Source organism: Hymenobacter norwichensis DSM 15439 (genome assembly GCF_000420705.1).
In the GTDB taxonomy this organism is placed as follows: domain Bacteria; phylum Bacteroidota; class Bacteroidia; order Cytophagales; family Hymenobacteraceae; genus Hymenobacter; species Hymenobacter norwichensis.
Map to the genome: position 1 here is coordinate 210,786 of NZ_ATVL01000012.1, position 21,049 is coordinate 231,834.

Sequence of the window (21,049 nt, forward strand, 5' to 3'; positions counted from 1 at the left end):
AGCTACAAAGGTAGCCACGGCTTGGCAGCCTGGAAGCACAAGCTCGCAATTACTCTAGTGGCGGCCCGATTACGTCTCGTTCAAGAGATAATGTCGGGGCCGCTGCCGAGGGTTTTTGTTACCGTAGCTAAATCCAAGGTCATCTGCCGAATAATCTGTTCGAGCAGTTCGATAACGTTTTCGACGAGGGGCGGCAGAACATCGGCGTCGAAGGCAGTATCCCAAGCATCAAGGCGCTTCACGAGGGGTAGCAGCTGGTAGATGTGCAGGTGGTCGAGGCTGGGCTTGAGCTTGTGGGTGGTAGCGTGTAGTAGCTGGACATCCTGGGTGAGCAGTACCTGCTGAAAGTCGCGCACGGCTTCCTCGCAGCTTTCAATGAACGACTCCAGCATCAGTGCCACAAAGCTTTCGTCGCCTTGCCCAATCTGGTAAAGCAGGTCGAGCTTGTACAGCGACGTTGGAGCATCGGGAAGCACTGCGGTAACAGCAGATTCGGTGGTTGCGGTACCGGGAGGCACCGTGGAAGGGCCTAGTATCCAGTCACCTACCAGCTTCAATAGCTCGTCCTCCTGAAAGGGCTTGGCCAAGTAATCATTCATGCCAGCAGCCAGGCATTTTTCCCGTTCCCCCTTAATGGCGTTGGCCGTGAGGGCAATAATGGGGGTGGTTAACTCCAGGTCGGCGCGCAGGATGGCGGTGGCTTCCAATCCGTTGAGCACTGGCATTTGCACGTCCATCAGTACTAGGTCGTAGCGGTGGCGGCGCAGCATGTTCACGGCCACTTCGCCATTCTCGGCTTCATCTACCTGAAGCTTGATATTGGTAAGTAAAGCTTTGGCAATCTGACGGTTGAATCGATTGTCTTCTACCAGCAGCACTTTTTTGTTTTTCAGCTTTTTTAGCTGGGTCTGGTCGGTGGCTTCCCGGTGCGGCAAATCTGCTTCCGAGCCCTGCGGCAGTTGCAGAATAAAGCTGCTGGCGGTACCAATGTGCTTTTCGCTGTGAATGCGCAGTTCACCACCCATGAGCGTCACCAAGCTTTTGCTGATGCTCAGGCCCAGCCCCGTGCCCCCAAACTTGCGCGTCACCGACGGATCTTCCTGGCTGAACTCCTTGAAAATGTCGTTCAGGTAGGCTGGGTCAATACCAATACCAGTATCAGTCACCGTAAACTTAATTTCGACGGTATTGGCTACCAGGCTAAGTAATTCGCACGATATGATTACGTGGCCTTTCTCGGTGAACTTGATGGCATTGCCGGCCAGGTTGAGCAACACCTGCGTGATGCGGTAAGGGTCGCCTAGCAGCACCGGTGGCAACTCGGGCGCAGCTTCGGCCACAAACGTCAGCCCTTGTTCCTCGGCGCGATAGAGCAGCGTTTTTTCGATTTGTGCGACCAACTGCGCCGGGTTGAACCCAATCCGCTCCACTTGCAGTTGCCCCGCTTCAATCTTTGATAGGTCAAGAATATCGTTGATGATAACTAGCAGGTTGGCGCCCGAGGTGGAAATGGCCCGTAGATAGTCGTCCTGCTCGAGCGTAAGCGGGGTTTTCGACATTAGGTGGGCCATACCCAGAATAGCGTTCATCGGGGTGCGAATTTCGTGGCTCATGTTGGCCAAAAACAGCTCCTTGGCTCTCGATGATTCCTCGGCAAAATCCTTGGCTGTGCGCAGCTTGTTTTCCAGCTCTTTCTGGTGGGTTATATCGAGGGTGATACGGATGATGCCGGTGCGCTGCTGCTCGTCGTTGTACACCGGGGAGCGGCTCACCTGCAACCATTTCTGGCGGCCGTCTTTGCTCCAGGTGGCTACCTCGTAGGCCTGCGGGCCTTCCGTTTCCGGCTGAGATATTTCCTGGATGAGCATTGCCCGCAGCATCTCCTGCGTGATTACCTCATCGGCCGAAAAGCCTAGTGTGTCGCGCAACACCTGGTTAACGTAGAGCACGTCGTCATTCAGGTCCGATTCCACCAACCCAAGCTTCATCTGCTCGATGATGCGCCGGTACTTCTCCTCACGTTGCTTGAGGGCTCCTTCGGCTTTTTTTTGCTCGGTTACGTCCTGAAATTTCCAGAGGTAGCCCAACGAAACCTGGTTGCTGAGCACCGGAATAAAGTCTCGTTGAAATACTTGCCCGTTTTTCCGAACCAGTAGGTCGCCGATAACGGCTTGCTGCTTCAGGGTGCTGCCGTTGCTGCCCGTCAGCCAACCCTGCTCCGCCGCGGTATTGGCCTGGGTGGCGGCCATCAAGGTTTCGGTTTCCATTCCCACCAAGTAGTCGGGTGTAACTTCCAACTGTAGCATTCGGCAAAATGCCTCGTTTACGAGCACCACCCGGCGGTTTTCGTCTTCCAGTAAAATGCCTTCCTGGAAATTAGCAATAGTAGCCGACAGCCGCCGTTGCGCCGCTTCGATAACAGAATTGGCCTGCTTAATTTCGGAAATGTCGGTGTGTACACCCGTCATAATCAAAGGCTTGCCTTCAGCATCGCGCTTGGTAATCAAGCCCCGGGTAAGTACCCATTTATATTCGCCGTTGCGGCACAGCAGGCGGCGCTCCACCGAATAGATGGGAACGTCGCCGCGCAAATACGCATCGGCGGCCTCCAGGCTAGTAGTTTGGTCGTCGGGGTGCACGTGGTTGTGCCAGGCCTGGAACCCTGCCGGGAAGTCCTCATCAGGGTAGCCGAGCATGGCCCGGTAGGCACTGGAAAAGTAATCATCGCCGGTTTGGTAGTTGAATTCCCACGCTCCGTCGCCAAACCGCTCGATGGCCATTAGCCAGCGTGCTTCACTTTCCTGTATGGTCTCTTCAGCCTCGTGCAGCGGAGTAATGTCTTGTAGCACCCCCGTATAAAGTGTGCCATTAGCATCATGGGTGGATAGTTGGTAGTGGGCGCTGCACCAGCGCAACGGCTGGCCAGGCACCAATAAGCGGCCTTCAAAATGAGCTGAATTTTTAGAGTTAGCCCCCTGCAAAAAAATGGCCCACTGCGCCTGGTCTTGGGGGTGTACCACGGCCGTTAGCACCTCGAGTGTGGCTGGTTGGAAACCGAAAATGGCCTGCGCAGTGCTGCCGATGTAGGAGAGGTGTGCTACGGCATTAGGAAGGAGCCGCCACTGAAACAGCACGCCTGGTGCTTGTTCATGGAGGTAACGCAGTTGAAGTTGCTGAGCGGTGGCAGTAGCCTGAAGAGCTTTTTCACTGGTTATATCGTCGAAGAGTGCCAGGAAATAGCTGGATGTTGTTTCCTGCGGGTGAGGCAGCACGGCCGGTTGCAGTTTCACGCGCAGCCAGCGGGCTGGATGGGTGGCAGCGGGTAGCAGTGTTTCATATGTCAGGGCCGAGAGACTGGTGGGAGCCATAAACGACTGGCCGGTGGCAGTTGACGCGGGCGGAAAAGCGGCCCAGAGTGCTTGCCCCACAGGTTTCTCTGCCATCTGTTCAAGCAAATCTGCGGTGCCTTTATTGACCCAGAGAAATTGGCCCTCGATGGTAAGAAGTGCCACGCCCACAAAAGCATGTTGCACTACGGCTAAGCTTTGTTTGAGGTGCGCAAGCACCTCCGTTTGTGAGGCTGGCTCCGTCTGCGCTTGCCGTAAGGATGTAGGAATAACCGCCTTCTCCATAGCACTAACACAACATAAACGTATCAAACTCAACTGCCAAGACTTATGCAGTCACTCAGCTAAACTGCAAATTTACTCTTTACCGACTGACAGTTGACGGATGGACCATATAAAATATTGGATTTAGCGTATGGTGTTGCGAGAAGATCAAGCTCTAAGCGTAACGCTATAAAAAAGAAACAGCTGCAACGCCCTCGGGCAAGCCAAAAACACGGCGAATTCTGCCCGACTGCGCACATGCAGTAATCTGGCGTCAATAAGCTTCAGGTTTATATTACCCGTACCCGATCTACGTGCACATCGTCACGCAGAATTTCCAGCCCTTTGTATGCAAGCGGCCGGCCTGTGTTGTGCGTCAGCTCGCCGCCGGCCCCGTGCAGATGCGCCACATCCAGCACGAGCTGCGTGTACTTCCGCTCACCCAGTTCAATGGCAACCGGGCGGCCCTGAGTGGAATCGAAAGCCTCCAGGGCCTTGTTGATTTCTTCCAGAATGATGCTCATAAGCACGAATAAGCAAGGAATTTCCGTGTTAATTAACAATTAATAATTAACACGCGCTCCTGAAGTCCGGCGGAGTTGGAGGAAACCGGCAACTTTGTGTGGCGGACGGCCCGCCAGCTTGCGGCGTTGGGCCGGAACCTCATCAGTTGTTACGCATTACCTATGGATTCTACCATTCGCCCCATCGGCGTATTCGATAGTGGCATCGGCGGGCTGACCGTGGCCCGCGCCGTGGCCCGTGAGCTGCCCCACGAGCGGCTTGTTTACTTCGGCGACACCGCTCACCTGCCTTACGGCGACAAATCTACGGCTGCCATTCAGGCCTATTCCGTCAAAATCTGCGACCTGTTGCTCAAGCAGCAATGCAAGCTGATTCTGATTGCCTGCAACTCGGCCTCGGCGGCGGCGTACGAGTTGGTGCGCGAGTACGTGGGCTCGAAGGCACGGGTGCTCAACGTCATCGACCCGATAGTGGCGCATGTGGGAGCAGCCTATGCCGGCCGCACGGTAGGCCTCATCGGGACCAAGCAAACCGTGAACAGCAACGTGTACCGCAAGAAAATAGATGACCTGGACGCGGGGGTTCGGCTCCAAAGCTTAGCCACGCCGCTGCTGGCTCCAATGATTGAGGAAGGCTTTTTTGCCAACACCATTTCCGACAGCATCATCCGCTCCTACCTTACCAACCCGGCGCTGGCGGGCATTGAGGCGCTGGTGCTGGCTTGCACGCATTATCCGCTCATCAAGCAGCAGATAGCCGATTTTTACCAGAACGACGTGGAAGTGCTGGACGCTTCCGACGTGGTGGCCGCCCATGTGAAAAGCTACCTGATCAGCCACCAATTAGCCGCTGAGCCGAAACCAACGCCGCCGGCACATCATTTCTACGTTTCCGACTTCACCCGCTCGTTCGAGGAAAGCACGCGCATTTTCTTCGAGCAGGAAGTGCACCTAGAGCATTATCCGCTCTGGGAATAGGCGCGTAGCGGCTCCGGCTTATCGGATGGATAGGGAGAAAAGTCTAGGAATTGGGAGGGTTGGCAGATAGTGTTTTGGAGGCGGGCAGGGGAGCCGGTAGGCTTGTGTAGGTGAGTGAAAGTGCTCAGGCCAAGTAGCAGGGCCGCAACTCTGCTGGCTGGTTTGGTACTCCCTCAGCTGTTCAACCTCCCTACTTCTTGCCCTATAAATCACCCCCGAATGCTGCTGGTCACGCTGAGGCAAACGGCAAAGGTTACATGGGCACCGGCTACGATGGCGTCAACCGCCTCAACGACTTCTGGGAGTACGACCCCAGCGCCAACACCTGGACCCGCAAAGCCGACTTCGCTTGCTCTGCCCGCTACGACGTGGTTTCTCTAGCCGACGGCCCATCAAATCGTTTCAAAACAACCACCTGCGGGCTGGCGAAATCTGTTTTCGCCAGCCCGTGTTGCGTTCTGGTAGTGTGATTTTGCGGCTTATAAAAGCCACAGCCAGCCAAGCAGGTGCAACCAATACCCTTGAAAATTGCTCATGAATGGTAGCTGAAGCTAGATGAAATTGTAGGTTTTGCGTTAACTACCTCGAATCATCAACCAAGCCCAGCTATTAAGTAGTCCTTTGCTATGAACAAACCATACTTCCGCCTCGGCGACTGGCGCCGTAACATGTTTTTGGTAGCTGCGGCTGCCAGCTTGGGCGTAGGCTTGCCCGCCTGTTCCGGCAATTCCGAACCCGAAAATACCTCCGACAGTTGGAGCAGCGGCAACGGCGATTCATACTCCGAGGGAGTTATTACCGAAATGACGGAAGTAAAGCCTGGCGAGTGGAAAATAACGGCCGAACGGCCCGCCGGCAAAGAACAAGTGGCTGCCGTGCTCAAGCATTTCGATGGCAAGGTGGATACGCTGCAAGGTCAGGCGCTGCAAAAGCAGATGCAGGATTACAGCCGCGCCTATCCCGAAAACCGCGCCGGCGGCACCGGCATGATGGATATTTTAATGTGGGGTGGCATTGGCTACATGGCCGGTCGTTTTCTTACGCCTAACGTGGGAGCCTACGCCAATCCGGGGCTTATTCAGCAAAATAATAGCTGGCGCAGCCGGGTAGCCCAGGAGCGAGACCAGGGCCGGGGATTTTTTGGGCGTGGTTTCAGTGGCAACCGCACCTCATCTACTTCGGGCATACGACCCAGTTCTAGCGTAGTGCGCACCACCGGTTTTGGCCGCAATAGTAGCGTGCGGAGCAGCGCGCCATCAGGGCGGAGCTCAGGCTTTGGCAGCCGCGCCAGCAGCAGGGGCTTCGGGGGCTAGTATCTTATATATAGGTAATAGGTACGTTTATGACACAGATACAACTATTGCCACTTACCGGCGACATCGGCCCAGCTGTGCGGGAGTTAGGTTGGGACTGGGCCATTGAAGATGCCTGCCAGAACTACGTAGCTCGGGAGGCCGTGCAGCTTCCCGAGGCTACGGCCGATACATTGCTACAAGCCGCCGACACGCTCTACGAGTTGATGGTGCAGTCTATTCCCGATCCTATTCCCGACGAATTGCTACGAGTATTGGCTGTGCCCAACAACTTGTGGGCTGCTGTGCGGCACTCTTGGAACGACGACCGGCACTGGCACCTCTACGGCCGCTTCGATATTGCCGACACGCCCGACGGCCCCAAGCTGCTTGAGTTCAACGCCGATACGGCCACTTGCTTACCTGAAACAGCAGTGGTGCAATGGGCTAGTTTAATAGCCGCCGGCCAAGCCGATGATGAGCGGCAGGCCAATGGGTTATTTGAAGGATTGCAAAGCCAGCTAGCGCAATGGCTTGACCTCAACCGCGACTTAGAGCCAACTTTGTTGCTGGTGCATCTGCCTGAGAGCGAAGAAGACGCAGCTAACTGTGCTGTTCTGGCTGCTGCTGCCACCGAGGCAGGATTCGAACTGACGCATGTATGCTCTGTTGACGCCATGAACGTGTCAGTACAGGGGGAAGAGCGGGGGGCTTGGGCAGAAGTAGAGTCCGGTAAGTGGCAGCGGTTTGCCTTCGTGTTCAAGCTGGTGCCTTGGGAAATTCTGGCGGAAGAAGAGCCCGAGCTAACCGCGGATCTTGTCCAACTGCTTCAAAGCCGCGACCTTATTATTGCTAATCCGGCCTATACTCTCCTGTTTCAAAGCAAAGGCATATTGGCTTGGCTGTGGCAGAACTTCCCATACCATCCGCTTTTGTTGGAAGCCTCGCTTGACGATTTAGAAGGGCGCTATGTGCGCAAGCCGCTCTTCGGGCGCGAAGGCCAGAATGTGACGGAGCTAATCGGTACGCAGCCAGGTCAAGCTATTCCAGGCGAATTTTCTCACCAACCTCAGGTGCGCCAACGTTTTGCCAATTTACCACAAGATCAGCAAGGGCGATATTATCAGGCTGGAGTGTTCTGGGCTGGTAGTGCTTGTGCTATTGGCTTCCGCCGCGAAACAGGATTCATTACCAATTTATCAGAGTTTGTACCCCACTTGCTCACTTGAGCAAACAGGTGTATGTACAACATTTTGAAAACAAGAATATATTTAGGTATTGTTAAAAATGATTTAATATATTAATAAGGCTTGTGTAGATAGATAAGTACAAGTAGATCTGATTTCTAATCATGTGTTAATACATGATTAAATAGTTGATAAATTTCATAAAAATAATCATATAAATAGCTTCGTTCGATGTATTATAACGCTATGTTTCTTAGTAAAAAATAAAATTATTTTTATAAAAAAGTGAATATTAATCAATCCTAGTTGTACTTAGCCATATACACACAAGAGAGCCTTGATATTTGTGTAATTTAATATTTTTGTGAAAAAATTTGACTATTGATAGTTCCGTTATATAAGCGGCGCATGTAGTATTGATAACCGCAAATTGCTAAATAGGGGTTAATTATGCGTGTAACGGTTGCCTAACTAAAAATTTGTTTTTTTTAATAAAAGTAGATAGGTGAAGAGTAAAAAATGCTGCATTTTTGCACGCAAAGAGTCACAGTTTTAAATAGTTGTTAGGACGGAGCCGGATGTAACTGATGAGCGTAAAGCAATTTTCTCTTAAGCATACAGAGTAGGAAAGCAATTGGCACGATAGATGAACAATTCGTGAAACGCTAAGGCTGCGCAATTCTATAGAAAATGTTATAACATCTAAGAAATTTAACAATCTATCCATATGTATCTCTCGTAATTAGCCTCAGCTTCATTAGAAGCTACTCCTTTAGTCACTTCGTTTTCTGTTTGTAACTCCTTCCCAATTTTTCATACCATTATGAGTCACTCTTACCTGCGTACCATGCGCCGGGCCTTGCAACCTCACTACCAGATACCTGCGTCACGCCCGACGAAAAATCACCCTTTTTGGGTGGTATTGCTTTTCCTTCTATCAGCATCGCTAGCAGGGAAAGCCCAAACTTTCTCTGAGCCGATGAGCGACAGTGGTGTAAATGGTGTGTCGCGCGAAACAGTTACTTCCTACACAAACAAAGGGGGCTTCGCTTACGACGCATTAGGTACCGATAGGGGTACATTCGTGTATTCTGGTAATGCATTAATAGCTACTACTGCTGCGGCTGCTTCCAATAACTATCCTGGTGCCTCGCGCGGGGTATCTATTTTCTATGGAGCACCTGTAAATGGTACTCAGGTACTTCCCCAGAATTTTAATATCCGTGATATTAATACTTCTGCTCTGGGGCGAGTAGAATTGACTTTTGGCTTGTATACATACCGTGGGGCTGCCCCTGTAGCTGGCGATTTTGTAGTGCAATACTCTGCTAATGGTGGTGCTCTTACTAATTTGAGCTATACCCGCACCACGAACTTCACAGCCGCTAACAACAACTTCGCCTGGAATCTATACACGGTTACGACGTCGATTCCTAATGTCAACTCACTGGCATTTAATTTCGTGCGTACAGCTCAGGCTACTGCAGTTACCAACAACAACAAAGAGTTTCGTCTAGACGACGTAACAGTAAACAGCCTGGCCAAAACTATTCAGCTTAGCACTACTGCTCTCAATTTCCCAAATACAGCTGTAAACGCAACCTCTGCGCCGAAGCCTTTTACTTTAACGGGCAGTAATCTGACAGACGATGTAGTCGTAACTGCCCCAAGTGGTTTCTTGGTTCGCATTGGGACTAGTAGTGTATTCAGCCAAACTGTTGCAGTTACTCCTAATGCTGCTGGCAATGCTTCGGCAATAGTTGAAGTTCAGTTTGCTCCGACCAGCAATGAGGCTCCTAATCCTCCAAGTAACGTAAGCGGCGTTATAACTGTAGCTAGCGTTGGTGCAGATGTCACGCCTGCTAGTGGTATAGATGTACTTGGCCCGGCGACGCCTGCCATTCCTTCTCTTACATCCGACCAGACTTCTCTGAGCTTTGGCCCTCAAACAGTAGGTACCAGTTCACCTGCGCAGTCCTTTCAGCTAGAAGGCCAGGATTTGACCAGTAATGTAACCGTATCTGCGCCAGCAGGTTACGAAATTCGTGTCGGTAACAATCCTTTCTCGCCTAACCCAATTACTATTCCTTTGGTGAATAAAGGGGTTAGCGCCACTATTGATGTTCGTTTCGTGCCTGGCACTACAGGTGCCATTGCTGGTAACGTAAGAGCAACTGCTGGTTCAGCTTCAATAAATGTAGCTGTTAGCGGTTCTGGTTCGGCTGCTCCATCTACTCCTGTTATCAATGCAACGCCAACTACAGTGGCATTTGGCACGGTAACGAACAGTGGCTCTGCTCAGGTGGAAAGCTTCACAGTGAGTGCTACCAGCTTAGGGGAGCCCTTAGTGCTGACGCCATCCGTAGCTAACATTGAAATCAGAAATGCAACAGCCGGTGGTAGCTTTGGGAGCAGCGTATCCATTACGCCAAACTCATTCGGTAACATCACCAACCAAACCATTGAGGTACGCCTGGTTGCTACGGTACCTATCAATTCGTTTGCTGGTACTATTACGCTTAGCAGCGCCAACGCTGCAAACGTGATAGTAAACGTAACAGCCAGTAACCCAAGCGGCGGTATTTCGGATATCTCTCTTACTAATGCCCGTTTGCGCGAATTCAGTACGGCGCCTGGTGTTCCTTCCGACATTCAGTCGTACAACGTTTCGGCCGATAACCTGCTTCGTAACCTTACTATCACTGCGCCCCAGTTTTTCCAGATTTCGCTTACGGCCGGAGCTGCCGGTTTCAGCAGCCTGGGCACCAATACTGGCAACTCCATCGTTCTGACTCCAAAGAGTGGCAACGCTGATCCTACGCAGAATGGCGACGTAGACCTAACTACAATTTATGTCCGTTACTATCCACCAGGTGCGCAAACTAACCGGGGACAGGTAGTGTCTAACAGCAGTTCGCCGGCTCGCACTCAGTTCGTTTCTGTAAACGGCTCCAGCGAACCGGAAGTATTGGTGCGTGGACTGTTCACATCGGTAACAAACCAAGTGAAATTTACCAAGTCTGGTGTTCAGACTCTGACAGTAGTGGCGGCCCGGGTAAGAAACACGCTCACCATCCGGGTGCCACGAGACCCTGAGCCTTCGCAAGGAGCAGAGTCACCGCTGAACCCCAGCCGTACACCACAGTTTGAAATTTCGCTTACTGGAAATGCCAATGACTTCAGCACGCAAGTAACGTATACTCCCGATGCCAATGACAGTATTGCGCGTCGTCCGTTGTATGTGCGCTATGCTCCAACGCGGGTAGGCTCGGCGCTGGCTGACTTGCTGTTTCGGACTGTAGACATCAACTCCAATGTAGAGTCTGATCAACCCCGGGTACGCTTACAAGGCAATTCTATTGCTATAGAGCCTACGCGCCAGTCAGCGGGTACCGTAACTCGGTCGGCAGACCGCACTAGCGTAACGTTGGTATTCACGCAAGAGGATAGCTCCCCTTTCCCAGGCAATCCTGAAGCTGCTGGCTTTGGTCAGAACCGACTGATTATTGCTAGCACTAGCAGCACACTGGGAGTTGGCTTCTTTCCACAAGACGCTGCTTCGTATGACCCTGGTAACAACCGTTACGGAGATGGTACCCAAATCAATGGCAATTATGTGGTGTTTGCCAGCTCGGCTCCTACAGCAGTGGTTACCAACCTCGACCCCAACGTGAATTATTATTTCTTTGGGTTCGAGTACAACAATGACCAGGTAGGCGGCGCAGAGAACTACAAGACTCCAAACCTGCCGGTAACGGTGCAGCTACCGCTGCCAGTGGAACTGGTATCTTTCACAGCGCAACTGCGCAACGAAAAGGTGAACCTAAATTGGGTAACGGCTTCTGAAAAGAACAACCGGGGCTTTGAAGTGCAGCGCAGCCAGAACGGGCAGCAGTTTACAACGCTGCTCTTCAAAGAAGGACGCGGTACTACCACTGCCCGCTCTACCTATGAGGCCGTAGACGAGCGGCCATTCGCTGGATTGAGCTACTACCGCCTCAAGCAAGTTGACAACGATGGCAAGTTTAGCTACTCACCAGTGGTGATTGTGAAGAATGCTGGTCTGACCGAAGTCAACTTCTATCCAAACCCAACTTCTGGCACCCTTACCATCAGTCTGCCACAAGCCCAAGCAGGTGTAGCCCAGAAAATAACCATCACTGATTTGGCCGGTCGTGTAGTACGTGCACAAACACTGCCGACTACTGGCGAGGTGAACCTAAGCCAGTTGCAGTCTGGTACTTACCTTGTAACAGTAGGCACTGGCGACCAACAAGTAACCCGTAAAGTAGTGAAGAACTAATTCGTTCTACTACTCAGCTATAAAAGCCCTCTACCATAGTAGAGGGCTTTTTTTATGGTTAAATTACAGATAGTCATAGTAAAATGATATATTGCTGTGGGGTAATACCATTATAACGTTCTAGGCTAATTGATAGTCAAGGCATTACACTTCGTGGTTCTCTGTCTTTCGCGTATGTCTGGAATATATACAATAGGTCAAGCTTTTTATTTTCGTTTTGTGTCCTTCACCTTTCTGCTGCTGGCCTTGCATCCTAGAGTGGGAGTGGGACAAGCGAAGGCTATAACAACGGTTGGAGTTCCTGTAACAGAGAATTTCAACGGATTAGCAGCCACCGCAGCCACCTCTTCAATATTACCCAATGGGGTATTTTTCAGCGAGACCGGTACAAGTTCCGCTGTTAACGCCAGCTATACCATCAACACTGGCAGTGGTGCAACGGCTGACACATACAGCTTTGGTAGTACCCTTGGGGCCACCGACCGGGCTCTGGGAAGTATATCGGGCGGAGCAACATTTGCTTCTGTTTTTGGAGTAGCATACACCAATAACACAGGCCAAACCATCAACCAGCTCACTATCAGCTATACTGGGGAGCAGTATCGCCTTGGTGCAGCGAATCGACCTGACCGACTCGAATGTCAGTATAGTACCAACGCCATTAACCTCACCAACGGTAGCTACATTGATGTTGACCAGCTTGACTTCAACGCGCCTACTGCAATGGGCGCCATAGGAGCGCTTGATGGAAATGCCGCCGCTAATAAAACTTCTAAAACCTACACTATAACTGGGCTTACCATTGTGAATGGGGGAGGGGTATGGCTACGTTTTCTGGATTTTAACGCTACGGGCGACAATGATGGGCTAGCAATAGATGACTTGTCGGTTACGGCGGGACTGACACCTGCCAACGCCGATACCGCTCCGCCTAGCTTCACTGCGGCTTTCCCCGCTATTGGCAGTATTGCGGTTACTAGTTTTTCTGTGTTGAACAGCCTCAGCGAGGCTGGTACCGCCTATTATATAGTATTGCCGGATGGCGCTGCCGCACCGACTGCCACGCAAGTAAAGAATGCTCAGACGGCCATTAACACGCCTGTCGCAGCGTCGTTTAGCGGCAATATTCCGGTGGCTGCTCCCAACACCACCCAAACCAGCCAGATAACCGGCCTGACTGCGGCCACGGAGTATGATGTGTATGTGGTAGCGGAAGACTTGGTGCCTAATCTGCAAACTACCCCGCTTAAGTTGGACGTTCGTACGCTGGCGCTGTCCGCGGCCCCGGAAATCAATATACAGCAAGCAGGTGCTGACGTGCTGAATGGTGCTACGTACGCTGGCTTCAGTAACACTGCGGTAGGAGGCACGGATGTCCGAACTTTCACGATTCAAAACACTGGTACGCTTGCGCTGAACCTGACCAGCCAGCCCCCAGTGATACTTGCGGGCATGGGAGCGTCGCAGTTTGCGGTTACCATGCAGCCAGCCGCTACCATTGGAGCGGCAGGAAGCAGCAACTATTCTGTGGTGTTTACGCCAACCAGCGCTGGCACTAAAACCGCGCGCCTGATAGTGAACAGCAATGATGCCGATGAGGCAGCGTATGAAATTCTTTTGAGTGCAACGGCCTTGGCGGTTCCTACGGTTACTACCGCTGCCGTTACCACTATCACTGCTACTACCGCCGAAACGGGTGGTAACGTAATAGCTACCGGAAATGCTACCATCACGGCGCGAGGAGTGGTGTATGCTACCGCGCCTGGCCCCAGGCTGGGAGCGGCCGGAGTATTCAATGAACTGGCCAGTTCGGGTGTTGGGAGCTACACTAGTTCGTTGCGAAACCTGACGCCGGGAACCACTTACTACATAGCTGCTTATGCAACCAATAGTGCTGGTACTGGCTACGGCACCGACCAGATAGCCACTACGCAGGCTGTTCCAGCGGTACCACCGTTGCTTGGGTATGATTTTGCGAATAGCGACAGTCCTTCCATTCAGGCCGCAAACGTGACGGGTACAGTCTTTAGCCGGGTCGGGGTAACGGCCGCTGCTGGCACTGGCCGTTACAACTCCAACGACTGGCCTACGACTACCAGCGTTGGGTTGAACCGCTACGTACAATTCACTTTCGCGCCAGCTACCGGTTACCAAGCCGAACTCACTAGCCTTTCCTTTGTGGATCAGACATCGGCAACCGGCCCTGTACAGTATGAAATCCGGTCTAGCCTAGATAACTACGCAAGGGCTATAGCTAGCGGAACCGTTGGAGGAGGGTTGAAAACGATAATCCTCAATAACTTCAGTGGATTGACAACGGGTGTGGCTTTCCGATTTTACGCTTTTGCCAGCGCCAGCAACGCCGGCACCTACAGCGTAGATGAAGTGAACCTGTATGGTGCCGTTGCAATCAATACCACGCCGGTACTTACTACCTCGGCAACTATTCTAAGCTTCACCACCCAGGTCAACACCACTGCCGCGGCCCAAACCTACACGCTCGATGGGGCTATGCTCGGGGCAAATAGCACCGTGACTATTACTGCGCCGGCTTCGTTTGAGGTGTCGGTTACTTCGGCGGCCGCTGGTTTCGCCAGTCAGCAAACTGCTACCGCTACTGCTACCGGCACGCTTACACAGCAGGTGTGGGTGCGCTTCTTGGCGGGAGCTACGCCAGGTACTACTGCATCAGCCCCTGTACTACACGACGTGAATGGCGCTAGGGCTGAGGTGGAAGTTACCGGTACTGCTAACCCGGTACCAGGCTTAGTGCGCTGGGATGGTGGGGGAGATGGCGCAAGCTTCGCCGATGCGCAGAACTGGACTACCAACGTAGTGCCTACCACCAACGACGACGTACTACTCGACCATAGCGTAGTAGCCAGTGCATATACCATTATGCTGCCCTCAGCGGCTAGCGGCACGCTAAGCTTAGGCTCGTTCGTTATCAATCCTGGAGGTGGCCCCAGCATTACAGCCATTTTACCGAGCACAAACACGGCCGGTAACTATCTGCGTCTCACCAACTCAGCAGCGGCTTTTGTATTGCACAGCGGCGCCACGTTCATTAATAATTCCGGCTCGACTACCGGCGGCTCTGTTCCGGTTGACGTAACGGCTAGTGGCCCAAACTTCATCATCTACAATGGCGGCCGATACGTGCACCGAACGATCCGCAGCGCCACGGCTTTGATTGAAAATCTGTCAGCGGGGGCCGGTACGGAAACCGGTCTTTTCGAGTTTGATACCAACTCCGGTTCGGCAACTATCTCTGCCTCGGGCCGCACCTTCGGTAGCCTCGCGTTTCGGGCCACTACCACCACTGCACAATCCTATGTATCATCGGGTGGCTCCGCCCTGGTAGTCCGTGGCAACCTTAGCATCGATGCCAATGTCACCCTCACGATTTCGCTGGATGCCAGTGTTAGGTTGAGTGGCAATTTAATTAATATGGGGGCTTTCCGATTTATCCCAGCCGGTTCGTCCACTCAGCAACTGGTTTTCAACGGTATTGCATCCCAAACTATCAGTGGCTCGGCCCTGATTACTCCTACTTCATCCACCAGCTCAGGCCTGGGAGCCAACGTGGACGTGGTAGTAGACAATCCATCCGGCCTGACGCTGGCCACCCCGCTACGTGTAAACGGTGGCCTCGTGCTGACCAGCGGCATAGTTGCTACCACGGCTGCCAGCGTATTAACTGTTGCCGGCTCTGTAAGCAATACCTCCGGCAGTTTCATAAGTGGGCCCCTAGCGCGCGAGGTAGCTACAACCGGTACCGTTACGTTTCCAATAGGTAAGGGCGGCCACTATCGGCCACTGACCCTCACTATAAGCACTGCCCCTGCCGGAACAACCACCTACACCGCCGAGCAGCAGGAAGGCGCCCCCGCCGACCAAGTACTAACTGGTACCCTTACCCGCGTGTCGAGAGTGCGCTATTATACTGTGACACCCAGCCCGGTGCCGCCGGCTAATACATTCCAGGGAACTATCGAACTGAGCTTTGGAAGCAATGACGGTGTGACAGACCCCACCGATCCAACGTTTGTAGTGGCCAAGAGCAATGGTAGCGGCTGGAGCAGTATTAGTCGGTCTCGCAATACGGCTACCTCTCTGGTGTCGGCGCCGTTCACCTCATTCAGTAGCTTTGCATTAGCCAGCACCGCCGGAATAGCCAACCCGCTACCTGTGGTGCTTACTAGTTTCTCGGCGCGGCGCAATTCACAGAGTGTAGAATTGCGCTGGACTACCGCCTCGGAAACGAATAACGCAGCATTTGAAGTACAACGCTCCACTAATAGTCGCCACTTCACTACTGTGGCTACTGTGGCCGGCCAAGGGCAAAGCAGCCGACCACAGCACTACGCTACTCTCGACCGAAACCCTGTTGTCGGCATCAGTTACTACCGCCTCCGCCAGCTCGACATTGATGGCAACGAAAACTTCTCGCCAGTTGTAACATTCACTTCAGAAAAGGAGTTGGCCCTGTATCCCGTACCAGCCCAAACGACGATTACGGTTGTGGTGCCAGCCCCTAATACGCGCTACCGGATATTGAATACAACGGGTAGCGTAGTCTTAACCGGCGAGGTTCCTGGCACTACCACCGTAATAGACGTGGCGTCGCTACCGGTAGGATTGTATCAGCTAGAAGTAATTTCTAGCACCGGACGCATAGTGCGCAAGTTCACAAAAGCGGATTAAAGTAGCGCACCTGCTACTAATTCAGGTATAGCCTACCTCTCTCAATAGCGAGAGAAGTAGGCTATATCTGATGACGCTGGTTATTGTACTAGGAAGCAATACAGTATAATTTATCTACTACTTGATAAACTATATTCTGCTGAAAGGCAATTGCATATGTATCAGGTGGGATGGTCTTTTTTGGAAAAAATGGTATTGATAATATAACTGCCTATGCGAAGCAGATAAGTGGTTATAGCAAGACAAAAAATAATCATAATAAGAGTTGCGGTATTTGTTGTTTATTTAACTTTATTTATAAAAAAATTGACATATCCACCTGCAACAGTATGAAAAACTTTTCCTCTTTTATTCAACAACTTAAGCTTCCTAACACCCTGCTTTTAGCTGCTGCGCTAGGATTGACGATTGATGCCGCTCAAGCTCAAGGTTCAACATCAATTACGCAGAATTTTGATGGAGGACCTAACCAACTTGGTTACAGAAATACAGGAAGCCGTTTGGCAATAATTGGTGGGAGGTCAGGAGGTAATGATGTGCCGGCTAATGTGCCAGTAACTACTTCTGGACCTTTATCGTTGTCCCTTGATGGAGCCAATGGAGGAGTTACTTCGGTTTTAACATTTAATCCGGTTTCTTTCACCTCCACGTCAGGAAATTTTTTGGAATTTCGATTGGCCGCGTTTGGCTTAACGCCAAGAAACAGTGGAGTTAGTTTAGGTGATTACGTAAGAGTGGCTATAAGCCCTGATCAGGGAGCAACTTTTTATGATACTTTTGAGCTAATACCAAGTTCAAACAACTCGTTCGGTTTCTCTAATGGGCCAAGTGCAAGTTTAGGGGCTTATGACGGCGATGGATCACCTGATCAGGTTCTGATAGCTGGATCTGGTCCTCAAACTACTGTCAATTACAGCACTGTACGAATAAACCTGTCGAACCCCTCACTAACCAATGCTACTGTTAGAATTACTTTATCTAGCTCTAGTAATAACAGTCGCTGGGTAATTGACGATGTAGTAATCAGCAGTAGCGCTCCACTTCCCGTTGAACTAAAAAGCTTCACGGCTGAAGCTTTTGAGAAAGGCACACAGCTAAAATGGGCCACGGCTTCTGAAAAGAATAATGCAGCCTTCGAAATTCAGCGAAGCAGCACCCCTAATGAATTCAAAACGATTGGCCGTGTAGCAGGACAGGGTACCAGCAGCCGGAGTCACAGCTACGAGTGGCTCGATGAGCAGCCCTTAGGCGGCCTAAGCTACTACCGCCTCCGCCAACTCGACATTGATGGTACTGAGTCTTTCTCGCCGGTAGCTACTGTGCGGCATAAAGAGAACCTCACGGCTGGTGCTTTCTTTCCGAATCCCACTACCGGCCAAGTGACCCTGAACGCCGCTCTGGGTGCCGTGAAGTACCGCGTGCTCAATACGCTTGGTCAGACTGTACTCATGGGCGATGCACAAGGCGGCAGTGCTGTAGATATGCAATCGTTGCGTACAGGTGCTTACTTTCTGGAACTGCAATCAGCTGCTGGACGCATTGTACAGCGCTTCATGCGTGAACAATAAACTTTACATCAAGCCATAAAAAACAGCGCCCCGCTCTTATCAATTAAGAGCGGGGCGCTGTTTTTTATGGCTTGGTGTAAGCGCTAGGCTATACCGAGAAACTTTCGCCGCAACCACAGGTGCGGGAGGCGTTGGGGTTGTCGAAGTAAAAGCCCTTGCCATTGAGGCCATCCGAGAAATTAAGCTCAGTGCCGGCCAGATAGAGGAAGCTTTTCATATCTACCACTACCCGCACGCCTTTGTCCTCGAACTCTTGGTCCATGGGCTTTACCTCATTGTCGAAGTCAAGCTTGTAGCTCAGGCCCGAACAACCACCGCCCGCCACTGAGGCCCGCAGCCGATATGTTGCGTCAAGCTCCGCGTCGTGCATGAGCCTCTCAACTTTTTCCTTGGCTTTATCTGAAACGGTAATCATGATTTTGATGCTTAGGAGCTCAAAGATTTGTGAGCCTAGATGCTATTCTGTCGCTGCTGATTGATCTATTTCGGAGCAAAGAATCAAACCGCTAAGGCCCTAGAATCTTCAATAACTAAACTTAAGAGGATGGATTCAGCACCACGCTGAATACGGTAATTATGTTCAAGTCGCGGCCGTAATAGAGCTTGTCAAGGGCCTCGTATGCGTTATGAGCGCGGAAATACGAGGTTTGCAGTTCTTTCTCGCCGCGGGCCCGCCACTGAATGGTGTAGGAGCTTTCCGTATCACGGTAGCGCTGCACATACACTAGCATCTTACGCAGCACATCCAGCCGGTCGTAGCCTACTTCGTAGCGAAACAGGAAACTTTGCTGATGGCGCGGATTCACCGTAATCAGGTCTAGCCGCGTCTGGCCGTCTAGTTGCCGAAACTCGAACAATAAACTGCCCTGACCCATTCCCAAGTGCCGTTCAATCTGTTGCTGAATACGGGCACTTTCAACGTGGATGTCGGAAGCAGAAACGTCCATTTCTAAGCTGTTAGCAATTGGCTGCTGGCTGTTAGCTTTTGTACTGAGAAAGCTAACAGCCAGCAGCCAATTACTTAAAGTTTAGTGATGCGACTTGGCTTCTTCCAACGCTGGCATACCGTTTTTCACGCGGTAGTCATTGATAGCCGACTTGATGGCATCCTCAGCAAGCACTGAACAGTGGATTTTCACCGGCGGCAAAGCCAACTCTTCCACAATCTCCATGTTGTCAATAGCCAACGCCTCGTCTACCGTCTTGCCTTTTAGCCATTCCGTAGCCAACGACGAAGATGCAATAGCAGAGCCACAGCCAAACGTCTTGAATTTAGCGTCGGTGATAGTATTGGTGATTTCGTCAACCTCGATTTGCAGGCGCATTACGTCACCACACTCAGGGGCACCTACCAAGCCGGTACCGACGTTCTTTTTGCTTTTGTCCAGCGTACCTACGTTGCGAGGATTGCTGTAATGGTCGATTACTTTATCGGAGTAAGCCATGGCTTTTTAAGGAAATTAGATGTCAGATTTTACGACTCAGAACCTATACTGAGAACTAATGCAATATGCTTAGCTCCCAGTTGCAAGCTCTAACTATTAATGCTCAGCCCACTCAATCTTGCTCAGGTCGATGCCCTCTTTGAACATCTCCCATAGAGGCGACATTTCGCGCAGTTTGGTCACGGCTTCTTTTACGTGGTTGATAGCGTAATCGATTTGCTCGTCGGTTGTGAAACGGCTCAGACCAAAGCGCAAAGAGCTATGGGCCAAATCGTCGCTCAAGCCGAGTGCTTTCAATACGTAAGAAGGTTCCAAAGAAGCTGAGGTACAGGCCGAACCCGACGAAACAGCTAGGTCTTTCACTCCCATCATTAGGCCTTCGCCTTCTACGTAGGTGAAAGAAATGTTGGCTACGTGCGGCAGACGATGCTCACGTGACCCGTTCACATAACTTTCTTCCAGCGTCAGTAATTCACGCTCCAGCCGGTCCCGCATCTTGCTAAGGCGCTCAGTGTCGGCTACCATTTCCAGGCGGGCCAGTTCACAAGCTTTGCCCAAGCCTACAATGCCAGGTACGTTCAAAGTGCCGGAGCGCATACCCCGCTCATGGCCACCACCGTCCATTTGGGCAGTTACTTTAACCCGTGGGTTTTTGCGCCGAACATACAAAGCGCCAACCCCTTTTGGACCGTACATTTTGTGTGCCGTGAAAGCCATCAGGTCGATGCCATCAGCAATAACGTCCACTGGAATTTTACCTACTGCTTGGGTCGCATCACTCATAAAGAGCGCGCCGTGCTTGTGTGCAATGGCAGCAATTTCACGGATGGGCTGGATAGTGCCGGTTTCATTGTTGCCATACATGATAGTTACCAGAATTGTCTGGGGCGTCATGGCGGCTTCCAACTCTTCGAGGCTGATGAGGCCTTCTGAATTAACAGGCAGGTACGTCACGCGGCCACCGAGCTTCTCAATGTGCTTACACGTATCAAGTACCGCTTTGTGCTCAGTGGTAGCTGTGATAATATGGTTGCCCTTCTGGGAATACATCTCGAACACCCCTTTGATACCCAAGTTGTCGGACTCGGTAGCACCGGAAGTGAAGATGATTTCTTTGGGGTCACAGTTGATAAGCGCCGCAATTTGGTCGCGCGAGTAGTCAACTGCTTCTTCCGCAGCCCAACCGAATGGGTGGTTACGCGAAGCTGCATTGCCAAATACCTCGGTCAGGTACGGCATCATAGCTTCCAGCACCCGCGGATCGAGGGGCGTAGTTGCGTTGTTATCGAGGTAAATAGGTAGCTTGAGCATGGCGCGTTAAGCAGGTTTCAAAGGAAATCTGGAAATCAAAGGGTACCAAAGAAAACCAGAGGCTATTCATTTGCAGATAGAACACAAAAATCCGCGAACTGGTTTTACTTTGGTCCTGCAAAA

Annotated in this window: 13 protein-coding genes; 7 read left to right on the plus strand and 6 right to left on the minus strand. The window is 51.7% G+C overall.

All coding sequences use genetic code 11. The features are described from left to right. Positions 1-80 precede the first annotated feature (80 nt). Together G536_RS31150 and G536_RS0123660 are read right to left on the minus strand one after the other, a co-directional pair. Positions 81-3,443 carry a PAS domain S-box protein gene (locus tag G536_RS31150; protein WP_169515154.1) on the minus strand — a complete coding sequence of 1,121 codons (3,363 nt, stop codon included), beginning with the start codon at positions 3,441-3,443 and terminating at the stop codon, positions 81-83. A gap of 458 nt (positions 3,444-3,901) precedes the next feature. Further along, entirely contained in the window at positions 3,902-4,135 is a 234-nt protein-coding gene (locus tag G536_RS0123660; protein WP_022826093.1) for a hypothetical protein, read from the minus strand. A gap of 162 nt (positions 4,136-4,297) precedes the next feature. Between G536_RS0123660 and murI the strand changes: the two genes are divergently transcribed. The 7 genes from murI (at position 4,298) to G536_RS31880 (ending at position 18,170) form a co-directional block, all read left to right on the plus strand. Further along, positions 4,298-5,113, plus strand: a complete 816-nt coding sequence (gene murI, locus G536_RS0123665; protein ID WP_026880530.1) for a glutamate racemase — start codon at positions 4,298-4,300, stop codon at positions 5,111-5,113. 197 nt (positions 5,114-5,310) lie between these two features. Beyond that, positions 5,311-5,583, plus strand: a complete 273-nt coding sequence (locus tag G536_RS31870; protein ID WP_245575881.1) for a Kelch repeat-containing protein — start codon at positions 5,311-5,313, stop codon at positions 5,581-5,583. 156 nt (positions 5,584-5,739) lie between these two features. Continuing rightward, entirely contained in the window at positions 5,740-6,426 is a 687-nt protein-coding gene (locus G536_RS29605) for a Cj0371 family chemotaxis-regulating polar lipoprotein (RefSeq protein ID WP_022826096.1), read from the plus strand. A gap of 29 nt (positions 6,427-6,455) precedes the next feature. Then, the gene (locus G536_RS0123680; RefSeq protein ID WP_051167083.1) at positions 6,456-7,634 is read left to right on the plus strand and encodes a glutathionylspermidine synthase family protein; all 1,179 of its coding nucleotides are present in this window, start codon (positions 6,456-6,458) and stop codon (positions 7,632-7,634) included. A gap of 2,260 nt (positions 7,635-9,894) precedes the next feature. Next, the gene (locus G536_RS32545) at positions 9,895-11,895 is read left to right on the plus strand and encodes a T9SS type A sorting domain-containing protein (protein WP_169515155.1); all 2,001 of its coding nucleotides are present in this window, start codon (positions 9,895-9,897) and stop codon (positions 11,893-11,895) included. Positions 11,896-12,114: 219 nt separating this feature from the next. After that, entirely contained in the window at positions 12,115-16,602 is a 4,488-nt protein-coding gene (locus tag G536_RS31160) for a beta strand repeat-containing protein (protein ID WP_169515156.1), read from the plus strand. Between the two features lie 170 nt (positions 16,603-16,772). Beyond that, positions 16,773-18,170 (plus strand): T9SS type A sorting domain-containing protein, encoded by a 1,398-nt coding sequence (locus G536_RS31880; protein WP_084708836.1) that lies wholly within the window; start codon positions 16,773-16,775, stop codon positions 18,168-18,170. A gap of 88 nt (positions 18,171-18,258) precedes the next feature. On the opposite strand, the gene G536_RS0123705 is transcribed toward G536_RS31880, so the two are convergent. From G536_RS0123705 to G536_RS0123720, 4 genes are all read right to left on the minus strand, one after another. Then, positions 18,259-18,585 (minus strand): HesB/IscA family protein, encoded by a 327-nt coding sequence (locus tag G536_RS0123705; RefSeq protein WP_022826102.1) that lies wholly within the window; start codon positions 18,583-18,585, stop codon positions 18,259-18,261. Positions 18,586-18,706: 121 nt separating this feature from the next. After that, a complete protein-coding gene (locus tag G536_RS0123710; protein ID WP_022826103.1) occupies positions 18,707-19,117 on the minus strand; it encodes a hypothetical protein in 411 nt (136 codons plus the stop codon). An 81-nt stretch (positions 19,118-19,198) separates the two neighbouring features. Next, positions 19,199-19,615: a Fe-S cluster assembly scaffold IscU gene (gene iscU / locus G536_RS0123715; protein WP_022826104.1), complete on the minus strand. Its 417-nt coding sequence runs from the start codon at positions 19,613-19,615 to the stop codon at positions 19,199-19,201. A gap of 96 nt (positions 19,616-19,711) precedes the next feature. Next, on the minus strand, positions 19,712-20,926 hold the full coding sequence (locus G536_RS0123720; protein WP_022826105.1) for an IscS subfamily cysteine desulfurase: 1,215 nt from the start codon (positions 20,924-20,926) through the stop codon (positions 19,712-19,714). Between the last annotated feature and the right edge of the window lie 123 nt (positions 20,927-21,049).

Coding starts and splice junctions, on each gene's coding strand:
- G536_RS31150 (WP_169515154.1), bottom strand. CDS start 3,443: ATGGCAGAGAAACCTGTGGGGCAAGCACTCTGGGCCGCTTTTCCGCCC.
- G536_RS0123660 (WP_022826093.1), bottom strand. CDS start 4,135: ATGAGCATCATTCTGGAAGAAATCAACAAGGCCCTGGAGGCTTTCGAT.
- murI (WP_026880530.1), top strand. CDS start 4,298: ATGGATTCTACCATTCGCCCCATCGGCGTATTCGATAGTGGCATCGGC.
- G536_RS29605 (WP_022826096.1), top strand. CDS start 5,740: ATGAACAAACCATACTTCCGCCTCGGCGACTGGCGCCGTAACATGTTT.
- G536_RS0123680 (WP_051167083.1), top strand. CDS start 6,456: ATGACACAGATACAACTATTGCCACTTACCGGCGACATCGGCCCAGCT.
- G536_RS31880 (WP_084708836.1), top strand. CDS start 16,773: ATGGTCTTTTTTGGAAAAAATGGTATTGATAATATAACTGCCTATGCG.
- G536_RS0123705 (WP_022826102.1), bottom strand. CDS start 18,585: ATGATTACCGTTTCAGATAAAGCCAAGGAAAAAGTTGAGAGGCTCATG.
- G536_RS0123710 (WP_022826103.1), bottom strand. CDS start 19,117: ATGGACGTTTCTGCTTCCGACATCCACGTTGAAAGTGCCCGTATTCAG.
- iscU (WP_022826104.1), bottom strand. CDS start 19,615: ATGGCTTACTCCGATAAAGTAATCGACCATTACAGCAATCCTCGCAAC.
- G536_RS0123720 (WP_022826105.1), bottom strand. CDS start 20,926: ATGCTCAAGCTACCTATTTACCTCGATAACAACGCAACTACGCCCCTC.